Source organism: Actinomyces dentalis DSM 19115, from assembly GCF_000429225.1.
Classification (GTDB): Bacteria; Actinomycetota; Actinomycetes; order Actinomycetales; family Actinomycetaceae; genus Actinomyces; species Actinomyces dentalis.
Genome location: NZ_AUBL01000003.1, coordinates 89,782 through 110,895, shown reverse-complemented (window position 1 = coordinate 110,895; position 21,114 = coordinate 89,782). Strand labels below are relative to the sequence as shown.

The following is a 21,114-nucleotide window of genomic DNA, read 5'->3' as shown; positions in this document are numbered from 1 at the left end:
GGTAGCCTGGGGGCCGTGAGCGCTTCCACTCCCGCCGGCGGTTCGACGCCGGTGGTCGCCGTCATCGGGGGCGGGCAGCTGGCCCGCATGATGCAGGAGGAGGCCTCGGCCCTGGGCGTCCACCTGCGGGCCCTGGTGGAGTCCCCCCGCGGGTCGGCTGCGCAGGTCACGGTCGACGCCCCGGTGGGCGGCGCCGACGACGAGGCCGCCGTGCGCGCGCTGGTGGCCGGCCGGGCGGCGACGGGCCCGGACGCCCCCTCCCTCCAGGCCGCCGGCGCGGCCGACGTGCTCACCTTCGAGCACGAGCACCAGGACCAGGAGCTGCTCCTGGCGCTCCAGGGCGAGGGTGTGCCCGTGCGGCCGGACCCGCGGGCCCTGCTGCTGGCGCGCGACAAGCTCGCCATGCGCCGGGCCGTGGACGAGGCGGGCCTGCCTCAGCCCGCCTGGGCGGAGGCGGCGGGCGACGCGGACGCCATGATGGGGCGGATCCGCGCCTTCGCCGCCCGGCACGGCTGGCCCGTGGTCCTCAAGACCCCGCGCGGGGGCTACGACGGTCACGGCGTGCTGCTCGTGGACGGCCCCGGGGAGCTGGTCGACGGCGAGGCCGCCGCCTGGATCGCCCGGGTCGCCGCGGCCCGGGACGGCCGCGCCGCCGGCCCGGGGGGCGCGGGCGCGGGGGGAGGCGGCAGCCTGGGCGGCGGCCCCGTCACCAGCCTGCTCATCGAGCGGGCGGTGCCCTTCACCCGCGAGCTCGCCGTTCTGCTCGCCCGCAGCCCCGGCGGCCGGGTGGTCGTCTGGCCGGTGGTCGAGACCGTGCAGGCCGACGGCGTGTGCGCGCAGGTCCTGGCCCCCGCGCCGGGCCTCGGCGCGGGGGCCGCGGCGGAGGCCGAGCGGATCGGCCGGGTCATCGCCGAGCGCTTCGGGGTCACCGGCGTGCTCGCCGTCGAGCTCTTCGCCGTCGAGGAGCCGGGCGGGGCCTGCGCGCTCTACGTCAACGAACTGGCGATGCGGCCCCACAACTCCGGGCACTGGACGCAGGACGGCGCCCTCACCAGCCAATTCGCCCAGCACCTGCGCGCCGTGCTGGACCTGCCGCTGGGCTCTGGCGCGCCGACGGCCCGCGCCACGGTCATGGTCAACCTGCTCGGCGGCCAGGCCCCTCCGCCGCCCGACGGGCTCGCCCGCGCCCTGGCCTTCGAGCCCGCGGCCCGCATCCACCTGTACGGCAAGGACTGGCGCCCGGGCCGCAAGCTCGGCCACGTCAACCTCGTGCTGCCCGGCGACCCGGACCGGGCGCCCGACCCCCGCGAGGTGGAGCTCCTGCGCGAGCGCGCCCGCGCCGTCGTCGCCCTCCTGCGAGGCGATCCCGCCCCGCCCGCCGAAGCGGCCGGGGCGGAGAGGCGGGGCCGGGCCGAGCAGCCCGTCGGATCGGCCGGGACCCGCCCCGGGACCGGCCCCCACCACCAAGGAAGGAACCCTCATGAGTGACAGCCGCCCCGTCGTCGGGATCGTCATGGGCTCGGACTCCGACTGGCCCACCATGGAGGCCGCCGCCGACGCCCTGGACGAGCTCGCCATCGCCTACGAGGCCGACGTCGTCTCCGCCCACCGCATGCCCGCCGAGATGATCGACTACGGCCGCCGGGCCTGCTCCCGCGGCCTGCGCGTCATCATCGCCGGCGCGGGCGGGGCCGCCCACCTGCCCGGCATGCTCGCCGCCGTCACCGAGCTGCCCGTCATCGGCGTGCCGGTGCCGCTCAAGCACCTGGAGGGCATGGACTCCCTGCTGTCCATCGTGCAGATGCCGGCCGGCGTGCCCGTCGCCACCGTGTCCATCGGCGGGGCCCGCAACGCCGGGCTGCTGGCCGCGCGCATCCTCGGCGCCGGGCAGGGCGAGGAGGCGCAGCGCATCCGCGCCGCCATGCGCTCCTTCCAGGCCGGGCTCGCCGAGACGGCCCGTGCCAAGGGTGCGGCCCTGCGCGAGCGCCGCTAGGCTTGGCCCCATGAGCATCCTCGTTGCCGGTGGCGCCGGCTACATCGGCGCCCACGTCGTCCGTCTCCTTCTGCAGCGCGGGGACGAGGTGATCGTCGTCGACGACCTGTCCTACGGCACGCCCGAGCGCGTGGCCGGCGCCGACCTCGTCGAGCTCGACGTCGCCTCCGGGGGCGCCGTCGACGCCCTGACCGACGTCATGGGGCGGCGGGGGGTGAGCGCGGTCATCCACTTCGCCGCGCGCAAGCAGGTCGGGGAGTCGGTGGCCCGTCCCGCCTGGTACTACCAGCAGAACGTCGGCGGGCTGGCGAATATGCTGCTGGCGATGGAGGGGGCCGGCGTGGGGCAGATGATCTTCTCCTCCTCGGCCGCCGTCTACGGCATGCCGCCCGTCGAGGTCGTGCCCGAGGACATCGACTGCCGCCCCATCAACCCCTACGGCGAGACCAAGCTCATCGGCGAGTGGATGATGGCCGATTGCGAGCGCGCCTGGGGCCTGCGCTGGGCGGGGCTGCGCTACTTCAACGTCGCCGGCGCCGGCTGGGACGACCTGGGCGATATGGCCACCCTCAACCTCATCCCCATGGTGCTCGACCGCCTCTCGCGCGGCGAGACCCCCAAGATCTTCGGCACCGACTACCCCACGCCGGACGGCACCTGCATCCGCGACTACATCCACGTGCGCGACCTGGCCGTCGCCCATATTGCGGCTCTGGACTACCTCGCCGGGGGCCGGGACATGGCCGAGCACGTCTTCAACGTCGGCACCGGCAAGGGGTCGAGCGTGCGCGAGGTCGTCTCCAAGGTCATCGCGGCCACCGGCCTGGACGTCGAGCCGGAGGAGCTGGACCGCCGCGCCGGCGACCCGCCCCAGCTCATCGGCGACGCCCAGCGCATCGGGGCGGTGCTGGGCTGGAGGGCCGAGCACGACCTGGACGACATCGTGACCTCCTCCTTCTCCTCCTGGCAGGCGGACCCGGCGCGCAGGCGCATCGGCTGACGCCGCGCCCCGGCGCGGGGCCGGGGTGGGCGGACCGGACCGGCGGGCCCGGCCTCAGGTCTGGTTGAAGTCCGACGTCGTCAGTTCGCCCTCGCGCAGCTTGGCGAAGAAGTCGGGCGCGGTCTCGTCCTGGAGGAGGACGGCCACTCCGATGCCGCCGGGCTCGTAGTCGAGGCTCTCAATGGGCGGGGCGCCGGTGAGCCCGTCGCTGGAGGCCGAGCGGAAGGCCATGAGCATCCCGAACAGGGAGCTCGTGCCGCTGTCCTTGTCGATTGTCAGCGCCTGGGTGCCCGCGTCGACGAGGGCGTTCTGGCGCGAGAAGTTCACAACAGTCTGCACGCCCATCGCCTTGGACACGACGGCGGAGATGACGGCCCGCTGGCGCAGCCCGCGCCCGATGTCTCCGGTGGGGTCGGACTTGCGCATGCGCGAGTAGGCCAGGGCCTTGGTGCCGTCGACCGTCTGGCAGGTGCCCTGCGAGGTGTCCCAGGTCAGGCCCGAGTCCGGGTCGTCGACGTCGTAGTCCAGGCACACCTCCACCCCGTCGACGGCGTCGACCATCTCCTGGACGCCGCCCATGCCGACCTCGACGTAGTGGTCCACGGTCAGGCCGCTGAGCTCCTCGACGGTGCGGACCAGCAGCTCCGGCCCGCCGTAGGAGTAGGCGGCGTTGATCTTGTCGCCGCCCTCGTCGGGGATCTCGACGTAGGTGTCGCGCGGCAGGGAGATGAGGGCGGCCTTGCCGTTGGGGGCCTTGTGCAGCAGCATGATCGAGTCGGCCCGCGCCCCCTCGGTCTCGTCCTGGACGGGGCCGCCGCTGCTCCGGGCGTCCGAGCCGACGATGAGCCAGGTCTCGCCATCGGTGTCCGCGGCTCCGGACAGGGCGTCGACCCGGCCGACGCCGTCCTCGACCCTGTGCCACAGCCAGGCCGCGCGGGCCGCGACGAGGACGATGAGCAGGACCAGGACGACGGCGATCCAGCGCAGCGGGCGCAGGCGCCGACGCCGCCGGGGCGGGGCCTGCCCCGGCGGGACCGGCCGCGGGGCGGGCGCCGGTCGCGGCGGGGGGGACGGCTCTCCCGCCGAGGGGGCCGAGCGCCACGGCTCGGGGCGGCGGGATTCGGGACGCCACGGCTCGGGGCGCGAGGGGGCCGACGGCGCCCCGGAGTTCGGGAAGACGGAGGTTCTTCCGGACTCCGGGAAGACGGAGGTTCTTCCGGACTCCGGGAAGACGGAGGTCCCCCCGGACTCCGGGAAGACCGAGGTCCCCCGGGACCGCGACGACACGGGTATGACACGGGTCGGCTCCGGGGCGCCCGCATCGGCGGGGCCCCCCATCGGCACGGCCGAGGATCCTGGCCGGGCGTGACTGTGAGGACCGTCCGGATCGGCGGGCGACGTCGCCCCGGGCACGGGCAGCGCCCTGGTCGGTTCCGCGGGCCTGGGGCGGTTGGGGACCGCGGGGCGGCGCATGGCCCTCGTCTCGCCTGGTACAGCCCTCGTCTCACTCGGCATGGCCCGCGTCGCGCCCTCCTGTGCGGGGGAGGCGGCGCCGGCGGGAGGGAAGCGCCCCTCGGTGGACCGGCGGCGCGGCGTCGGTCGCCCGGTCGCCGCCGGCTGGGGCGGGGGCTCTCTGCGGATCCGACGCCGATCGGCGGGCCCGTCCGAGCCCGGGCGGAAGGACGGGGGCAGACTGTCGGTGGGAGTCATGGGACGAAGCGCCTCATTCCAGCTATCGGCACTGCTCGGCGGGATTCTGCGTCGCGGTGGCGGTCTTCGGATCCGTCGGCCTCGTCATCGGGGGCTCGGAGGTGCCCTCGTCCGCGGACGGGCCGTCCGGGTCGGAGTCGTCCGTGGGCGTCTCGTCCGGGGCCGATCCGTTCGAGGGGGTCTCGCTCGCGCCCGCGGTGGGGCCCGACACGGTTCCATCGGCGTGGGTGGACTCGGCGGGTATGGGCTTGTCGCTCTTGAGGGCCTTCCAGACGGCGTCGGCGCTCTCGGAGGGGACCACCCGGTCGGGGTCCCAGGCGGCGGGCTCGTGGGGCATGGTGACGAAGTTGATGTGGTCCATGCCGATGCTCGCAATGGACTGGGCGAGTCCGGCCAGGGTCGTCAGGTCCGCGATGCCCTTGGAGACCGTCAGCGTTCCCAGGGCCTCGCGGGCGAAGGAGTAGAGCTTGTCGGCGTCGGTCAGCAGGTTCTTGGACTGCGCCGTTCGGAGCATGGCGCTCATGAGGTTCTGCTGGCGGGAGATGCGCGAGATGTCGGAGCCGTCGCCCACGCCGTGGCGCACGCGCGCGTACTGCAGCGCCGTGGCCCCGTCAAGGTGGTGGCAGCCCCGCTCCAGGACCAGGCCCGTGTACTCGGTGTCGTCGATGTCCTCGTCGACGTAGAGGGTGACCCCGCCCAGGGCGTCGACCATGGTGGACAGCCCGGAGAAGTCCACGACGATGGACTCGTCGATGTAGATGTCGGTCAGGGCCTCCACGGTCTTGATCGTGCAGGCCACGCCCGCGGTGACGGCCTTCTTGTCGCTGCCGGTGCCCGCCCCGTTGGCGAAGGCGGTGTTGAATTGGCCCTCCGACTCCTCGACGGTGGAGCCGTCGGAGGAGGTGCAGCTGGGGATGTCGACGACGGTGTCGCGGGGGATGGATATGACGTCGACCCGGGAGCGGTCGGCGGAGATGTGCATGATCATGGCCGTGTCGGAGCGGGCGACGACCACGTCGTCGTCGCCCTCGGAGCCGTCGACGTTGTTGGCGCCGGCGCGCGAGTCCGTGCCCAGGACCAGGATGTTGACGGCGTGACCCTCGTAGCCGTCCGAGACGGGGTCTCGCGAGGGGCGGTCCGTTCCGAGGAAGGTGCTGGGGTCGATCGGGGTGATCTGGCTCTGGAGGTCGTAGTAGGCGAAGGCGAAGAAGGAGGCTGCGAAGACCACCAGGGCCAGTCCGACTGACAGGAGCCCTCGCACCATGCGGCGCTTGAACTCCCTGGAGGCGTGCCGCACTCGCGGCCGTGGTAATGATCGCACGCCTCGATCATATGGAATCGAGCGGGGGCGTGGGCCGGTGAACCCCTCGTTCCAGAGGATGATCTTCGCCTCTGAGGCCGGATTCGGCCGGGGAGCGCTGCCCGTCCGCCCGCGGGGCTGCGCGCGACCGTTGCCGAACCGCAACGTCGTCGTCACCGCCGACGGGCGAGTCCGATACGCTCGTGGGATGGAGCCGACAGACGCCACCGCCCCGCAGAGTCAGGACAGTCAGGACGGTCGGCGGGCCGTCCAGCGGCGCGGGACGGTGAGAGTGGTCACCGTCGCCTACAACCCCGGCGAGGAGCTCGTGCGCTTCCTCGACTCCCTGGGGCGGGCCAGCCGGAGACGGGTCCGGGTCGTCATCGCCGACAACGGCTCCGAGCACGAACTCGTCCGGGAGACGGCGGAGCGCTTCGGCGCCGAGATCGTGACGGACGGCACGAACCGGGGCTACGGGGGCGGGGCGAACCTGGCCGCGCGGGACCTGAGCGAGGACTGGATCGTCGTCGCCAACCCGGACATCGTGTGGCGGCCGGACAGCCTCGACGTCCTCATCGACGCGGGCCTGAACACCGCCGGGGCCGGCTGCCTGGGCCCGCGCCTGCTCAACCCGGACGGCAGCGTCTACCCCTCGGGCCGGGCGCTGCCCACGCTGGTGCGCGGCGCCGGGCACGCCGCCCTGACGCGCGTGTGGCCGTCCAACCCCTTCTCCGCCGCCTACCACAGTCAGGGCGGCAACGACGCCGTGCGCGAGGTCGGCTGGCTGTCGGGCGCCTGCCTGGCCCTGCCCGCGCCCGTGTGGCGCGAGCTGGGCGGCTTCGACGAGGGCTACTTCATGTTCTTCGAGGACGTCGACCTGGGGGCCCGGGTGGCGCGGGCCGGGTGGCGCAATGTCCAGGTGCCCGCCGCCGTCGTCGTGCACGAGCAGGGCGCCTCGTGGAAGGCGCGGCCGGAGCGGATGATCCGGGCGCACCACGCCTCCGCGCGGCGCTACCTCGACGGGGTGTACTCGGCGCCCTGGCAGGCGCCCCTGCGCTGGGCGGTCGACGGCGGCCTGCGCCTGCGCGAGGAGTTGGAGGTCCGCGTCTCAGCCCCCCGCCGCCCTCGCCCAGACCGGCGGAAATAGCGCGGAACCGGCGGAGACGGTATGCGAATCGATGCGTTCCGGGTCCGTCGGCCGTCCGAGCGGTCCCGGCGGCCGGTTCCATCGGCCCCGGCGGCCCCGCCCGGTCCCTACGACCGGCCCCGGCGCCCGCCCGGACCGGTCTCGTCGTCCGCCCGAACCGGCTGCGCGGAAGGGGCGGGATCGGGGGTGTTGTCGATCGCGATCCGCCGGGCCAGACGGGTGATCTGGCGCTCCAGGGCCGCGTTGCGGCGGAAGGAGGACAGGATCTGCAGCAGGAAGGCGATGACGAGGACGTACAGGAGCAGGTCGGTGCCGCGTCCGACCCCCACGAAGTGGGCGATCCTCGAGATGACCGCGGGCACGGCGATGGAGACGATGGCGAAGATGACGAAGGTCAGGGTCACGATCCGGCGGCCCGCCCGGTGGCGGGCTCCGCCCGGGGAGCGCAGCATCATCCAGCCGATCACGCCGACCGCGACGATGAGAAGAACCTGAATGATGATCCGAGAGCTGCTCATGGTGCTCATGGACGCCCTCCTTCGGCGGCGGTGGTGGCCATGACGGCGGGCGCCGTCATGAGAACAGCAGGTCGACGAGGATGTTGACCGAGTTCCACAGGGACTGGCCCTTGGCGCGCGAGTAGTCGGTGTAGACGATGTGGACGCCATGCTCGCGCCACGGCAGCCCCGTGGCGCCGAGTTGGCGGATGATCTGGGAGGCGTGCGCCATCCGGTTCTGCGTCAGGTTCAGCTGCTGCGCGGCGTCGCGCCGGATGAGGCGCAGGCCGTTGTGCGCGTCGGTCAGGTGCATCCCCGAGGTCCGCGAGCTGGCGAGGGCGGCCGTGCGCAGCACCAGGCGCTTGAGCCGCCCCACGTCGGCGCTCCCGTCCAGGAAGCGCGAGCCCAGCACGATCGCCAGGTCCTCGGCCTCGGCGCGCTCCACCATCGCCGCCGCGTCGGCGGGGGAGTGCTGACCGTCGGCGTCGAAGGTGACCAGGTAGCGGGCGTCGGTGCGCTCCAGGACGTAGGTGATCCCGGTCTGCAGGGCCGCGCCCTGGCCCAGGTTGATGGGGTGGCGCACGACGACGGCGCCCGCGGCGGCGGCCTCGGCGCCCGAGCCGTCCGTGGAGCCGTCGTCGACGACGACGATGCGGGGGAAGACGGCGCGGGCCTCGGCGATGACCTCGCGCACAACGGGGGCCTCGTTGTACAGCGGCACGACCAGCCAGGTGTCGGCGAGGAGCGAGGCGGACGGGCCGCCCGCCCCCTCGGCCTGCGCCGTTCGATTCGTCACGCCCGCATTGTTGCACGGATTGAGCCTAGGATGGCATCATCGCCGTCGTCCGGCAGCCCGGACCCCCGCATGAGGAGCCGTATGAGCACACGCATCGCCCCGTCCGCAGACGTCTCCGAGCAGGCCGTCATCGGCGAGGGCTCCAGCATCTGGCACCTGGCGCAGGTGCGCGAGCGCGCCGTTCTGGGCGCGGGCTGCATCGTGGGGCGCGGCGCCTACATCGGCGAGGGGGCGCGCCTGGGGGACAACTGCAAGGTCCAGAACTACGCCCTCGTCTACGAGCCGGCCCGCCTGGGCGACGGCGTGTTCATCGGACCCGCCGTCGTCCTGACCAACGACCGCTTCCCGCGCGCCGTCAACCCGGACGGCACCCTCAAGTCCGCCTCCGACTGGGAGGCCGTGGGGGTGACGATCGGCACGGGCGCGGCCATCGGCGCGCGTGCCGTGTGCGTGGCGCCGGTGAGCGTGGGCGAGTGGGCGATGGTCGCCGCCGGCGCCGTGGTGACCGGGGACGTGCCCGCGCACGCGCTGGTGGCCGGCGTCCCGGCCCGGCGCATCGGCTGGGTGGGGCGCGCCGGACTGCCCCTGGAGGCCGTGGCCGACGGCGAGGCGGCCTTCCGCCCCGGGGTCCGCCGGTGGCGCTGCCCGCGGACGGGTAGTGTCTTCGAGGAGCACGACGACACGATTCGGGAGGTTGCCGACTGATGTCACTGGAGTTCATTCCCGCGGCCAGGCCGCTGATAGGCGCCGAGGAGCGGGCCGCGGTCGACGCCGTCCTGGCCGGCGGCATGGTGGTCCAGGGCCCGCAGGTGGCGGCCTTCGAGGAGGAGTTCTCCGCCCGGGTGGTGGGCGGCGCCCACTGCGTGGCCGTCAACTCCGGCACCTCCGCCCAGCACCTGGCGGCCCTGGCCTCCGGGGCGGGCGCCGACCGCGAGGCCGAGGTGATCGTGCCCTCCTTCACCTTCGCCGCGACCGCCAACTCGGTGGCGATCACCGGGGCCCGCCCGGTCTTCGCCGACATCGACCCGGTCACCTTCACCCTCGACCCGGCCAGCGTCGAGGCGGCCGTCACGGAGCGCACCATCGCCATCGAGGTCGTCCACCTCTACGGCCTGCCGGCCAATATGCCCAAGATCCTCGACATCGCCCGGCGCCACGGCCTGGCCGTGTGGGAGGACTGCGCCCAGGCGCACGCCGCCGCCATCGACGATGAGCCCGTGGGCGCCTTCGGCGCCTGGGGCTCCTTCTCCTTCTACCCCACCAAGAACATGACCTCCCTGGAGGGCGGCATGGTGTCCACCGCCGACGCCGAGCTGGCGCGCCGGGTGCGCCTGCTGCGCAACCAGGGCATGGAGCGCCAGTACGCCAACGAGGTCGTGGGCCTCAACAACCGCATGACGGACGTGGCCGCCGCCGTCGGCCGCGTCCAACTGACCAGGCTGGCCGGGTGGACGGCGGCCCGCCGGGCCAACGCCGCCGCCCTGGACGCGGGCCTGGCCGACGCCCCCGGCGTCGTCACCCCGCACGTGCCGCCGGGCTACACCCACGTCTACCACCAGTACACGATCCGCCTGGAGGGGGCGAGCGCGGCCGAGCGGGACGAGGTCGCCAGGGTCCTGCGCGAGCAGTGGCGCATCGGCACCGGCGTGTACTACCCCATCCCCAACCACCGCCTGCCCTCCCTGGCGCCCTACGCGCCGGGCGTGGACCTGCCGGGCACCGAGAGGGCCGCCCGCGAGTGCCTGTCCCTGCCGGTCCACCCCTCGCTGAGCGAGGCGGACCTGGAGCGGATCGTGCGGGCCGTGGGCGCGGCCGTGACGGCGGGGGCCTGATATGGGACAGGACGGCCTGCGCATCGGACTCATCGGCCTGGGGTCGATGGGCCGCCATCATGCCCGCGTCATCCGCGCCACCCCCGGCATGGAGCTCGTGGCCGTGGCCGACCCGGGCGGCGACCGCTTCGGCGTCGCAGGTCCCCTGCCCCTCCTGCCGGACGTGGAGGCCCTCATCGGCGTCGGGCTCGACGCCGCCGTGGTGGCCGTGCCCACCATCCACCACGAGGAGGTCGCCCTGGCCCTGGCGCGGGCGGGCGTGCACACCCTGGTGGAGAAGCCCATCGCCCACTGCTCCCGGGCCGGCCGGCGCGTCGCCGACGCCTTCGCCGAGCGCGATCTCGTGGGCGCCGTCGGCTACGTGGAGCGGTGCAACCCGGCCCTGCGGGCCCTGCGCGAGCGCCTGGACGCCGGCGAGCTCGGGCAGGTCTACCAGGTCCTCACCCGCCGCCAGGGGCCCTTCCCCGCGCGCATCAGCGACGTCGGCGTCGTCAAGGACCTGGCCACCCACGACATCGATCTGACCGCCTGGGTGGCCGGGGCCCCCTACGAGTCGGTCCACGCCCGGGTGGCCCACCGCTCGGGGCGCGAGAACGAGGACATGGTGCTGGCCACCGGGCGCCTGGCCAACGGCGTCATCGTCTCCCACACGGTCAACTGGCTCACCCCCTTCAAGGAGCGGGTCACCGTCGTGACCGGGGAGAAGGGCGCCTTCGTCGCCGACACCCTCACCGGGGACCTCACCTTCCACGCCAACGGCACCGTGGCCTCCACCTGGGACCAGGTCGCCGCCTTCCGCGGGGTCAGCGAGGGCGACGTCATCCGCTACGCCATCCCCAAGCGCGAGCCCCTGGCCCTGGAGCAGGAGCGCTTCCGCGACGCCGTGCGCGGGGTCGGCCACGAGCACGTCACCATGGCCGAGGGGGCGGACACCCTCGCCGTCGTCGAGGCGGTCCTGACCTCGGCGAGCGAGAACCGGGTGGTCGGGCTCTGAACCGGCCGGCCGCTCCGAGGGGCCCCCGGACGGGACTGCTCGCCCGGGGGCGCTCCGTCGTGGACTCCTCGCCCTTCCTGCGGCACGTGCTCACCCTCGTCAGCGGGACCGTGGTGGCCCAGGTCGTCGTCTTCATCATGACCATGGTCCTGGCCCGCATCTTCTCCACCGAGGACTTCGGCCAGTTCGCGCGCTACACCTCGATCGTGTCGATCATCGTCGCCGTGGCCGCCCTGCGTTACGACATGACGATCATGCTGCCCAAGAAGGAGGCCTGGGCCCTGGCCTGCGCCCGGCTGGGGATGGTGTGCATCACCGCGGTCTCCCTGGCGGCGAGCCTCGTCGCCCTCCTGCTGCGGCCGCTCGTCGCCGCGCGCTGGGGGGGCGAGGTGGCGGCCTGGCTGCCGCTGATCGGCGTGACGACCTTCCTGCTGTCCTCCGTCCAGCTCTTCCAGTACTGGTACAACCGCCAGTCGGACTACCGGACCATCTCGGTCAACCGCGTCGAGCAGCAGGTCGGGCAGTCCCTCGGCCAGCTCGTCCTGGGGGCGGCGGGCATGGTCGGCGTCGGGGGGCTGCTGCTCGGGCAGACCATCGGCCAGCTGTGGGCCTTCGTCAATCTGGGGCGCAAGGCGAAGCCGCTGCGCCGGCCACTGCCCCCCGAGGCGCCGAGTCTGCGGAGGGTCGCCCGCCGCTACCGGCGCATGCCTCTGCTCAACGGGACCAACGCCTTCGTCGACGCCGTGCGGCTCAACGGGATCAACCTGCTCGTGGGCACCTACTCGGTGGCGAGCCTGGGCCAGTTCAACATGGCGTGGCGCTGCCTGGAGGCCCCCCTCGCCCTGGTCAACGCCGCGGTAGGGCAGGTCTTCTTCCACAAGCTCGCCACGCTCCGGCCCGGGCAGATGCGCCCGCTCGTCCGCCAGGTCATCAAGCGGGTCCTGCTCATCGGCACGGCGCCCTTCGCCCTCATCTACGTCTCGGCGCCGTGGCTCTTCCCCCTGCTCTTCGGCAGCCAGTGGACCGAGTCGGGCGACTTCGCCCGGGCGCTGACGCCCTGGCTGTTCATCCTCCTGGTCACCTCGCCCCTGTCCAACCTCTTCGTCGTCACCGAGAACCAGGACTGGATGCTCGTCTTCTCGGTGGTCTACGCCGCGGTCCCCCTGGCCTGGCTGTGGCTCAGTCCCTACTCCCTGTTGACGACGACCTACGTCCTGGGCGCCATCATGTGCGTCATCCTCGTGGGCATGACCGTCATGGCGGACCTGGCCGCCCGCGGCTTCGACGCCCGCCCGCCCCGCTCGGAGGCCAACGAGGGCGAGTACGAGGCGGCCGGGGAGCGCGCGGAGGACGCGACGGCGCAGGGCGCTGCGGACGCCCCCGGTGCAGCGGGCGTTCGGGAGGAGGAGGGCTGAGGTGCATCTGGTCCTGACCCCCTCGTGGTACCCCGATCGGCGCCACCCCAACAACGGCTCCTTCTTCCGCGACCAGGCGGGCATGCTCCGGCGCGCCGGCATGCGGGTGGGCATTATCGCCCTCACGCCGACCTCGGCCTGGCGGGCCCGGCGCGGGCTGAGCGTCGACGTCGAGGACGGGGTCGTCGTCGTGCGCGGAGACGTTCCCCTGGTGCCCAAGGGGATCGCGCCCGGAGATCGGGCCTCGGCCCGCGCGGCGGCCGGGCGCGCCGCGGACCTTTACGACAGGACTGTCCGGGAGCTGGGCGGCACGGACCCCGTTCCCGACGTCGTGCACGCCCACTCGGTGTTCACCGGGATCCACGTGGGCCTGCGCGCGGCCGAGCGCTGGGGCGCGGGGCTGGCGATCACCGAGCACCGGCCCAGCTCGACGGACCGCTCCAGGCTCGGCTGGAGGTATCGGGCGCTGCGCCGCGACCTGCGGCGGGCCGGGGCCCGCGCCGCCGTCTCGACGCCCTTCGCCCGGGCGCTGGAGGACTACTGGGGGGTCGGGTCCTGGGAGGTCATCGCCCTGCCCGTGAACGACGCCGTCTTCGACGTGCCCCGCCCCGAGGACCGACGGCGCGCGGGCGGCGGGGGGGACTCCGGCCCGCTCACGGTCTGCCACGTCTCCCACCTGGGCCCCAATAAGCGCCCCGAGGAGACCGTTCGGGCCGTCGCCCGCCTCGCCCGGGCGGACCGGGCGGCGGGGCGCGAGCCCACCCGCCTGCTCCTGGTGGGCGGGGAGCCCGGTGAGATCGAGCCGCTGCGGGCCCTGGCCCGGGCCGAGGGGATCGCGCAGTGCTCGACCTTCACCGGGCGCGTCCCCCACGAGGAGGTGGCCGGATTCATGGCCCGCTCGGACGTCTTCGTCCTGGCCAGCGGGGTCGAGGCCGGCGGCACCGTCCTGGCCGAGGCCCAGGCGCTCGGCCTGGCCTGCGTGGCGACCCCCACGTGGGCGGGGCGCTTCATGGTCGAGCCGGAGTGCGGCGTCGTCCTGCCCGCCGCCGCGCAGGCCGGCGGCGAGGTCCTCGTGAGCGCTCTGACGCGGGCGCTCACGCGGGTGACCGCCGCCGTGCGCGACGGCGACTACCGGCCCGAGGCGATTCGCGCCCGGGCCCGCGAGCGCTTCGGCGAGAAAATATTCGTGAGTGCCAGTCTGGAATTCTATGAGCAGGCGCTAAGGGGCAGGACGCTGAACGAGTGACCGGGGCGCTGTCCATCTGGCCAACCGGGGTCAGGCTTGGGACTACTGGATGTGGATGCGCGTGGAACGGCGCTCCATTGAGCTTATCGTGACAGCGGCCTCGTAGGCCCGCCCGTAAGCGCGTGCCACCTCCTCAGGCGTGAAGGCCCGTGGGAGCGTGTCCTGGATGCTCTGGGCCGACATTGTCCTGCAACGTTGCACCAGGTCAACGACGGCATCGGCCCACGTGTCGGCGGAGTCCTTCCGGCCGACGAAGGCGGCGACGGAGGGATCGAGGAAACTTGTGTGGGCGCCGCGATCGCCGGTGACCACCGGGCGGCCGGCGGCGATGGCCTCAGCCGCCGCGAGGAAGAAGGTCTCCGAGAGCGTCGGTACAAGGAAGATGTCGCCATCCGCCAACACCTCGGCAACGCGCTCACCCGGTAGCTGCCCGGTAAGCGTGAGGTTCACATCGAGATGCTCGGCGAGAACAGCGCAGCGCTCGGCCAGAGGTCCACTGCCCACCCAGGTCAGTCGGGCCGGCACGCCCCGGCCGGTCAGCGCTGCGACGATCTGGACTGCCAGGTCGGGTCGTTTCCCCTCGCCCATCCAGCCGACACCTACAAGATGCAGCGTATCTCGCCCGAGGACCACTTCGCGGCGCGGAGTCAGAACCGCCGGCCGCGTCACCTCGTTGGGCACCGTGCGGATCTCGCCATGCGGACGAAGAATCCGCAGATCGGCGGCGAGCTGGTCGGAGACGGCGGTCACGACGTCAGGCCGCCTCTCCATGCGCAGTATCCATTGGGCTCCCAGGCGGGAACCGATGCCAAGAGCGGCGCCGCGGTTTGCGATTCCCGACCAGTGCTCGGTGTGGAGCCAGGGTTCCCGTGGTCTGGCCAAGGTGTACGGCAGAAGGGCCGAGACGGCATGGGTGTGGACGACGTCGCTGCCCGCGGTCAACGGTCCCAGAGCCCGTCTGGCCTGAAGTACCTCGTGGGGCCGTGAAGGAGTCATGGGCAGCCGTACCACCGGCACGCCCATGACGCGGGTGCGTCGCACGCCGTCATCTATGGATGCGACCGCAAGGTGGACGACGCGGATGCTGTGTCCGGCAGCCGTCATTGAAGCGGCGTGCCGTGCGACGAATATGCCGAGCCCCGGCGAGCGCTCCGTAGGGAACCAAGTGGTGACGATCGTTACGCGCATTGCGTTCTCACCGAATTCTCTTCATTCTCTTCGCGCCATCGCCGTCGAGCCCGTTCTCAACCCGGTAGGTGCTCGGCGAGCAGCACCCGGGCCACGCGCGCCGCGGCGCGGCCGTCCCCGTAGGGATGGGCCAGCTCCGGGGCGGGCTCGGCCGGACGCGGGCGCGAGGCCGCCGCGACCAGGGCGGGGCCGGGCTCGACGAGGAGGTTCCAGCCCAGCTCGACCGTCTCGACCCACTCGGTCTGGGGGCGCACCGTGGTGCACGGCACGCGCAGGAGGAAGGCCTCCTTCTGCAGGCCGCCGGAGTCGGTGATCACGCCGCGCGCGCGCAGGGCCGATGCGATGAGCCCGGGGTAGGCCAGGGGCGGGTGCACCCGCAGATTCCCCGCATCCTCCAGGGGCAGGCCGTGCGCGGCGCACTTGGCCGCCAGTCGCGGGTGGGCCAGGAGGACGACCGGGTGGTCGACGTCGGCCAGCGCGTCCAGGATGGCGCGCAGGCGCCCGGGGTCGTCGGTGTTCTCGGCCCGGTGGATGGTGGCCAGCGAGTAACCGCCGTCGGGCAGGCCGAGCTCGGCGGCGACGGGGGAGGGGGAGTCGGCCACCGAGTCGCGCACGGAGAGCAGGACGTCGGTCATGACGTCGCCGACGACGACGGTCCGGTCGGCCAGGCCCTCGTTGGCCAGGTGCGCCGCGGCGACGTCGGTGGGGGCCAGGAGGAGGTCGGCGGCGTGGTCGGTCAGGACCCGGTTGATCTCCTCGGGCATGGCCCGGTTGAACGAGCGCAGCCCCGCCTCCAGGTGGGCGACCGGCACGTGGAGCTTGACGGCGGACAGCGCCCCGGCCAGCGTCGAGTTCGTGTCCCCGTAGACGAGGACCCGGTCGGGGCGGCGGTCCGCGATGACCTCGTCCAGGGCGGCGAGCATGGCGCCGGTCTGCACGCCGTGCGAGCCCGAGCCGACGCCGAGGTGGACGTCGGGGGCGGAGATGCCCAGGTCGTCGAAGAAGACGTCGGAGAGCATGGGGTCGTAATGCTGTCCGGTGTGGACGATCACATGCTCGATGCCGATCTCCCGGAAGGCCGCGTCGACGGGGGCCAGCTTGACGAACTGGGGTCGGGCGCCCACGACTGAAATGATTCGCACGCCCGACACTCTACCGCCTCGGCGTCGCGGTTCTCGCCGAGATCCCCCAATGGTAGTATGTCGCGCACCCACCACCGATTGCCTGGGCGGTCGCGCCTGGTCCCAGCAATGTCCCACCCCCCGCTCCCGAGAGGAGGTCGCATATGGCTGCGATCGTCTACCATGCCCCTTTCCCCTTGGACCGGCGGGCGGCCTCCGCCTCCGGCATCCGCCCCGTGCGCATGCTCGACGCCTTCCGCGAACTCGATTTCGAGGTTCTCACCGTCACCGGTTCGGCGCGCGAGCGCTCCCGGCGCCTGCGCGCCCTGCGCGCCCGGCTGGAGGGCGGGCAGAGCATCGAGTTCCTCTACTCGGAGAGTGCGACAATCCCCACAATGCTCACAGAGCCCCGGCACCTGCCGCCGCACCCCCTCCTCGATCCCGCGCTCATGCGTCTGGTGCGGCGCCACGGCGTGCCCACAGCCCTGTTCTACCGGGATATCTACTGGGCCTTCCCCGACTATCGCGAGCGGGTGGGCGCCGCGGTGGCGGGGGCGATGAGTCTTGTCTACCGCTACGATCTGGCCTGGTACTCCCACTATATCGATCGTCTTTATATCCCCTCCTCGCGCATGGGCCCCCACGTCCCCGGCTTCCCGGCCGAGCGCATGGCGCCGCTGCCCCCCGGCTGCCAGGTCGTGGACGGGGCTGAGCCGTGCCGGTCCTCCGGCGGCCTGCATCTGCTCTACATCGGGGGACTCGGCGGTCACTACCGCCTGGAGGAGTGCCTGAGAGCCGTCACCGGCGTTCCGGGGGCGAGCCTGACGATCTGCACCAGGGCCGCCCAGTGGGAGGCCGCGCGCGAGCAGTACGCCCCCCTGGTGGAGGCCGCGGACGGGCGCATCGATGTCGTCCACGGCTCGGGGCAGGAGCTGGAGGCCCTGTACGAGCGCGCCGACGCCTGCGTCCTGTTCGTCGAGCCCGATCCGTACCGGGAGTTCGCCGCGCCGGTCAAGCTCTACGAGTACCTCGGTCACGGCAAGCCGGTCATCGCCTCCGCGGGCACGCTGGCCGCCGAGACGGTCGCCGCCTGCGGAGCGGGCTGGACGCCCCCCTACGACGCCGCCGAGCTCGCCGGGCTCCTGCGCCGCCTCCTGACCGCTCCCGACGCCGTCGAGGAGGCGGCCGGGCGGGCCCGCCAGGCCCGCGCCGAGCACACCTGGCTGCGCCGGGCGCACACCGTCGTCGAGGACATGCGGGCGGTGCGTGCGGGTGAGCTGCCCCGGGCGCGGGCCCCGCGGACGGGGGCGGGGCAGTGAGCGCGCGCAGCGTCCTGAGGGTGTGCCTGGGCGTCGCCGGCGCCGCCGCGGCACTGGCCGCGCCCGTCGCCGCGTGGCGGCTGGCGCGTGCGGGCGAGCGCGGCGGGGTCCTCGTGGCCACCCGCATCCACCTGCCCGAGGCGGCCGCCGCCTCCTTCCGGCTCGACGGCGTCGAGAGGGCGCTCGCGGCCCGTCGCGTCCCCGTGCGGGTCCTCACCACCCGCCCGCCCGCCGACGTCGAGCACGCGGACGGCGAGGCTCAGGGCGTGCGCGTGTCCCGTTGGCCCGCCCTGCGCGACTCCTCGGGCTACCTGCGCGGTTACGCGCCCTATCTCTCCTTCGACCTGCCCCTGGCGCTGCGGCTCCTGCTGGTTCCGCGACCCGGCGTCGTCCTCGTCGAGCCGCCGCCGACCACCGGCGCCGTCGTGCGGGTGGTGGCGGCCCTGCGCGGCGTGCCCTACGTGTGGTACGCCCCGGACGTGTGGTCGACGGCCGCACTGTCCACCGGCGCCCCCGGGCCGGTCGTCCGCGCGGTCCGGGCGCTGGAGGCCTTCGCGGTCCGCGGGGCCGCGCGCGTCATCGCCGTCAATGACGAGGTCGCCCGGGCGGTGAGCGGACTCGCCCGGGGCGGGGCGGCGCGCTCGGACGGCGCCGCGGCCGCCGTCCCCCGGTCCGTGCGGAGGGAGAACGTGCGCGTGGTTCCCAATGGAGTCGATACGACCGTTTTCGACGTCCTCGGCCCGCGGCCCGACCCCCGGGAGCGCGCTGGGATGGGACTGACCGGCCACTACTTCGTCTACGCCGGGACCGCCTCAGAGTGGCAGGGGGCCGAGGTGTTCGTCCACGCCCTGGAGCAGGTGCGCCGCACTCGCCCCGGCGTCCAGTTGCTCTTCCTCGGACAGGGATCGGCCTGGCACGAGATCGAGCGGGCGGCCTCCCGGCTGCCCGCGGGGCCCGACGGCGCCCCCGCCGTCGTCATGCACCCCCTGGTGCCCGCGGCCGAGGCCGCCCGGTGGCAGCGGGCCGCCGTCGCCGCCCTGGTGTCCATCAGGCCCGGGCAGGGCTACGACTTCGCCTACCCCACGAAGGTGCTCTCCGCCCTGGGCTGCGGGACGCCCGTGCTCTACGCGGGCCGGGGGCCCGTAGTCGCCGATATCCGCGACTTCGACCTGGGATGGGCCGCGGAGCACGAGCCCGCCGCGGTCGCCCGGGCCATGCGGGCGGCCCTGGACGCCCACGGGACCGGGTCGGCCGAGCGCGCCGCGGCGCAGCGGCTCCACGACTGGGTCGAGGATCACCGGTCCCTGCGGGCCACCGGCGAGTCCGTCGGGCGCATTCTCCACGAGGTCGCCGCCGGCGCCGCCCGGGTCGGTGGACCGCATCCGATTCACGAGGGGCGGCAGTGGTGACCGACAGGCTGGTCGACTGGTTCAACACCCTGCCGACCGCGGTTCTCCTGCTGTGCGCGCTCTTCGGCGTCGGGTGGATCGTCCTGCGCGCCGCCGGTATGCGCGGCCTCAGGCCCGTGGCGCTGGCGCCGACGATCAGCGCTCTCATCCTCACCGTCGACGGGCTCATCCAGGCCGCCGTGCACGGGACCTGGGGCTGGGTCTCGGTCATGACGACCACCTCGATCACCGCGATCGCGGCCTACTGCGCCAAGCGCGTGATCGACCGCTGGGATCCCGGCATTCTCATGATGCCCGCGCAGGAGCGCGAGGGCATGACCACGCGCACCGACGGCGGGCGCGCCGAGCGCCGCCTGTTCCTCACCGTCCTGGCCACCTGGGTCATCACCGCCGGATCCGTCGTCCTGACGATTCCCCCGGGGGCGGTGTCCCAGAGCGGGGACGCCCTCTACCACTACATGCAGGTGGCCCTCATCGAGCGGGAGGACTACGCCTCGATGCTCGACCCCAACGCCGGCATGTTCGGCCTCACGCGCCACTCGGGCTTCTACCCGATCGTGTGGCACCAGGTCGCCAGCCTGGGCGCGTGGAGCTGGCGGGAGACCCTCACCGCCAACAACGTCCTGCTCCTGGCGGTCGCGCTCGTGTGGTACCTCGGGCTGGTCTACCTCGCCCGCACCGCGCTGCCGGACATCCGTCACGCCCCCTACCTGGCCCTGGCCGCTTCGCTCCTCGTACCGGTCTTCCCGTGGCGGATCACCTACGGCGCCGCCCTGTGGCCCTACTGCATGGCCGTGTCCGCCTGCCCCGCCGTGAGCGCCCTGGCGATCGAGTGCTGGCGCCGCGCGCGCACACTCGTCACGGTCACCGCCCGGGAGCCGGGTGCCTCGAGGCGGGACGCGCTGCTGCGCGCCGCGACCGCAATGGGCGCGGTCATGCCCTTCTTCATCGGAGCCTGCCTCATCCACACCTCTGCGGCCGCGATTCTGCTGTGGCCGCTGATCGGGATCGCCTGGTGCTGGACGGTGCTGCGCGCCATGAGGGCCCGGCGCCTCCACCAGGCGCAGGCGGCGAGGGCATGGCGGCTGATCGCCGCGGTCGCCTTGATCCTCGCGGTGGCCTTCGTCTACCTGCCCGGCCCCCAGCAGCAGCACTTCGGCCGGTCCACCGCGCTCGACTGGAGCCACCTGACCACCAAGCTCCTCATCCCCCTGACGCTCACCTACTTCGGCGACTGGATCAGTCGCTGGATCGAGGCGCCGCTCGCGGTGCTGAGCGTCCTGGGGGCCGTGGTCTCGCTGCGGCGCCGGCGGCACTGGAAGGTCGTCGTCGGCTGGGCCTTCTGCCTGCCCCTCATTCTCGCCGCGACCGCCCCCGTTCCCGTGATCTCGCGGATCACCGGCCTGTTCTACCGCAATCCCCACCGGATCAAGGCGATGACCGCCGCCCTGGCGGTGCTCGTCGTCGTCCTCGCACTGGACTTCCTGCGTACTCGGCTCGCACCGGTCGTGAATCGAGTCAGGACCGGAATCGGAGAGGCGCTGGAGAAGGCCGGTCTGCCCGCCGCCGGGGCGGGAACGGCGTCGCGCTCGATCACCAACGGCGGCGTCGCGCTCCTGTGCATCGCCGTCCTGGCCGGCGCCCTGTTCGTGGAAGGGCGCGCCATCGCCTCCGACGTGCGCTACGGCTACCTGCCCGCGCGGGGGGACACGCGCTTCATCGTCGACGACCAGGAGCTCGCCATGATCCGCCGTCTGCCCGACGAGCTGCCCGACGACGCCATCGTCCTGGGCGATGCCGTGGCCGGCGCGGGGTACATCCCCATCCTCACCGGTCTGCGCAGCGTGTGGGTCTTCCCCGGGGAGGCGCCCGACGACGAGGACGGCATATACCTGCGCGAGCACTTCAACGAGATCCACGACGACCCCAGGGTGTGTCAGATCCTCAGGCGGCACAAGATCGACTACTACTACGCCGATGTGACGACCTACTTCAACGGCGTGTGGCTCGACAAGCTCCGCCCCGGTCTGTACCGGGTCGACACCTCCCGGGGCTTCACCCTCATCGACCACGGGGGCTCGGCATCGGTGTGGCGCATCGACGCCTGTCGGTAGCGTCGCGCCGAAGGGCCCGCCTCGGCGCCGGAC

Annotated in this window: 18 protein-coding genes; 12 read left to right on the top strand and 6 right to left on the bottom strand. The window is 73.3% G+C overall.

Annotation, left to right across the window (positions count from 1 at the left end; translation table 11 throughout):
- The first annotated feature begins 15 nt into the window (after positions 1 to 15).
- The 3 genes from G446_RS15410 to galE are packed head-to-tail and all read left to right on the top strand — an operon-like array spanning position 16 to position 2,993.
- Positions 16 to 1,488: a 5-(carboxyamino)imidazole ribonucleotide synthase gene (locus G446_RS15410; protein WP_425393862.1), complete on the top strand. Its 1,473-nt coding sequence runs from the start codon at positions 16 to 18 to the stop codon at positions 1,486 to 1,488.
- Positions 1,481 to 1,993, top strand: coding sequence for a 5-(carboxyamino)imidazole ribonucleotide mutase (gene purE / locus G446_RS0101935; protein WP_026408861.1), 513 nt, complete (start codon positions 1,481 to 1,483; stop codon positions 1,991 to 1,993). The genes G446_RS15410 and purE overlap by 8 nt, the downstream gene beginning before the upstream one ends.
- Positions 1,994 to 2,003: 10 nt before the next feature.
- The gene (galE, locus tag G446_RS0101930; RefSeq protein ID WP_026408860.1) at positions 2,004 to 2,993 is read left to right on the top strand and encodes a UDP-glucose 4-epimerase GalE; all 990 of its coding nucleotides are present in this window, start codon (positions 2,004 to 2,006) and stop codon (positions 2,991 to 2,993) included.
- A 54-nt stretch (positions 2,994 to 3,047) separates the two neighbouring features.
- Here the strand turns inward: galE and G446_RS20515 are convergent, their stop codons facing one another.
- A complete protein-coding gene (locus G446_RS20515; RefSeq protein WP_245574546.1) occupies positions 3,048 to 4,280 on the bottom strand; it encodes an LCP family protein in 1,233 nt (410 codons plus the stop codon).
- Between the two features lie 445 nt (positions 4,281 to 4,725).
- The gene (locus G446_RS15405) at positions 4,726 to 6,024 is read right to left on the bottom strand and encodes an LCP family protein (protein ID WP_034468686.1); all 1,299 of its coding nucleotides are present in this window, start codon (positions 6,022 to 6,024) and stop codon (positions 4,726 to 4,728) included.
- A gap of 187 nt (positions 6,025 to 6,211) precedes the next feature.
- Here G446_RS15405 and G446_RS15400 point away from each other — a divergent pair, with 187 nt between their 5' ends.
- Positions 6,212 to 7,150, top strand: coding sequence for a glycosyltransferase family 2 protein (locus tag G446_RS15400; protein WP_084778848.1), 939 nt, complete (start codon positions 6,212 to 6,214; stop codon positions 7,148 to 7,150).
- Positions 7,151 to 7,257: 107 nt separating this feature from the next.
- Here the strand turns inward: G446_RS15400 and G446_RS15395 are convergent, their stop codons facing one another.
- Both G446_RS15395 and G446_RS0101905 read right to left on the bottom strand, forming a co-directional pair.
- Positions 7,258 to 7,677, bottom strand: coding sequence for a DUF2304 domain-containing protein (locus tag G446_RS15395; protein ID WP_211228217.1), 420 nt, complete (start codon positions 7,675 to 7,677; stop codon positions 7,258 to 7,260).
- 46 nt (positions 7,678 to 7,723) lie between these two features.
- Positions 7,724 to 8,443: a glycosyltransferase family 2 protein gene (locus tag G446_RS0101905; RefSeq protein ID WP_026408858.1), complete on the bottom strand. Its 720-nt coding sequence runs from the start codon at positions 8,441 to 8,443 to the stop codon at positions 7,724 to 7,726.
- A gap of 81 nt (positions 8,444 to 8,524) precedes the next feature.
- On the opposite strand from G446_RS0101905, the gene G446_RS0101900 reads away from it, so the two are divergent.
- Genes G446_RS0101900 through G446_RS0101880 form a run of 5 tightly spaced genes read left to right on the top strand, consistent with a single transcriptional unit; the run spans position 8,525 to position 13,930 of the window.
- The gene (locus tag G446_RS0101900) at positions 8,525 to 9,148 is read left to right on the top strand and encodes an acyltransferase (protein ID WP_026408857.1); all 624 of its coding nucleotides are present in this window, start codon (positions 8,525 to 8,527) and stop codon (positions 9,146 to 9,148) included.
- Positions 9,148 to 10,275, top strand: coding sequence for a DegT/DnrJ/EryC1/StrS family aminotransferase (locus tag G446_RS0101895; protein WP_026408856.1), 1,128 nt, complete (start codon positions 9,148 to 9,150; stop codon positions 10,273 to 10,275). Before G446_RS0101900 ends, G446_RS0101895 begins: the two co-directional genes overlap by 1 nt.
- A gap of 1 nt (position 10,276) precedes the next feature.
- A complete protein-coding gene (locus G446_RS0101890; RefSeq protein WP_026408855.1) occupies positions 10,277 to 11,269 on the top strand; it encodes a Gfo/Idh/MocA family protein in 993 nt (330 codons plus the stop codon).
- A 59-nt stretch (positions 11,270 to 11,328) separates the two neighbouring features.
- Positions 11,329 to 12,684 carry a lipopolysaccharide biosynthesis protein gene (locus G446_RS15390; RefSeq protein ID WP_051285561.1) on the top strand — a complete coding sequence of 452 codons (1,356 nt, stop codon included), beginning with the start codon at positions 11,329 to 11,331 and terminating at the stop codon, positions 12,682 to 12,684.
- Position 12,685: 1 nt separating this feature from the next.
- Positions 12,686 to 13,930 carry a glycosyltransferase gene (locus G446_RS0101880; RefSeq protein ID WP_026408854.1) on the top strand — a complete coding sequence of 415 codons (1,245 nt, stop codon included), beginning with the start codon at positions 12,686 to 12,688 and terminating at the stop codon, positions 13,928 to 13,930.
- 42 nt (positions 13,931 to 13,972) lie between these two features.
- Here G446_RS0101880 and G446_RS15385 read toward each other — a convergent pair whose 3' ends face one another.
- Positions 13,973 to 15,118, bottom strand: coding sequence for a glycosyltransferase family 4 protein (locus G446_RS15385; protein WP_051285560.1), 1,146 nt, complete (start codon positions 15,116 to 15,118; stop codon positions 13,973 to 13,975).
- 56 nt (positions 15,119 to 15,174) lie between these two features.
- On the bottom strand, positions 15,175 to 16,260 hold the full coding sequence (gene wecB, locus G446_RS0101870) for a non-hydrolyzing UDP-N-acetylglucosamine 2-epimerase (RefSeq protein ID WP_026408853.1): 1,086 nt from the start codon (positions 16,258 to 16,260) through the stop codon (positions 15,175 to 15,177).
- 143 nt (positions 16,261 to 16,403) lie between these two features.
- Here wecB and G446_RS0101865 point away from each other — a divergent pair, with 143 nt between their 5' ends.
- Genes G446_RS0101865 through G446_RS0101855 form a run of 3 tightly spaced genes read left to right on the top strand, consistent with a single transcriptional unit; the run spans position 16,404 to position 21,081 of the window.
- Complete coding sequence (locus G446_RS0101865) at positions 16,404 to 17,558, top strand: glycosyltransferase (RefSeq protein ID WP_026408852.1); 1,155 nt, start codon at positions 16,404 to 16,406, stop codon at positions 17,556 to 17,558.
- Positions 17,555 to 18,967, top strand: a complete 1,413-nt coding sequence (locus G446_RS15380; RefSeq protein WP_084778846.1) for a glycosyltransferase — start codon at positions 17,555 to 17,557, stop codon at positions 18,965 to 18,967. Before G446_RS0101865 ends, G446_RS15380 begins: the two co-directional genes overlap by 4 nt.
- Positions 18,964 to 21,081, top strand: coding sequence for a DUF6541 family protein (locus tag G446_RS0101855; protein WP_026408851.1), 2,118 nt, complete (start codon positions 18,964 to 18,966; stop codon positions 21,079 to 21,081). The genes G446_RS15380 and G446_RS0101855 overlap by 4 nt, the downstream gene beginning before the upstream one ends.
- The last annotated feature ends 33 nt before the right edge of the window (positions 21,082 to 21,114 follow it).

Coding starts and splice junctions, on each gene's coding strand:
- G446_RS0101895 (WP_026408856.1), top strand. CDS start 9,148: ATGTCACTGGAGTTCATTCCCGCGGCCAGGCCGCTGATAGGCGCCGAG.
- G446_RS15400 (WP_084778848.1), top strand. CDS start 6,212: ATGGAGCCGACAGACGCCACCGCCCCGCAGAGTCAGGACAGTCAGGAC.
- G446_RS15385 (WP_051285560.1), bottom strand. CDS start 15,118: ATGCGCGTAACGATCGTCACCACTTGGTTCCCTACGGAGCGCTCGCCG.
- G446_RS0101900 (WP_026408857.1), top strand. CDS start 8,525: ATGAGCACACGCATCGCCCCGTCCGCAGACGTCTCCGAGCAGGCCGTC.
- G446_RS15395 (WP_211228217.1), bottom strand. CDS start 7,677: ATGAGCACCATGAGCAGCTCTCGGATCATCATTCAGGTTCTTCTCATC.
- purE (WP_026408861.1), top strand. CDS start 1,481: ATGAGTGACAGCCGCCCCGTCGTCGGGATCGTCATGGGCTCGGACTCC.
- G446_RS0101865 (WP_026408852.1), top strand. CDS start 16,404: ATGGCTGCGATCGTCTACCATGCCCCTTTCCCCTTGGACCGGCGGGCG.
- G446_RS0101890 (WP_026408855.1), top strand. CDS start 10,277: ATGGGACAGGACGGCCTGCGCATCGGACTCATCGGCCTGGGGTCGATG.
- galE (WP_026408860.1), top strand. CDS start 2,004: ATGAGCATCCTCGTTGCCGGTGGCGCCGGCTACATCGGCGCCCACGTC.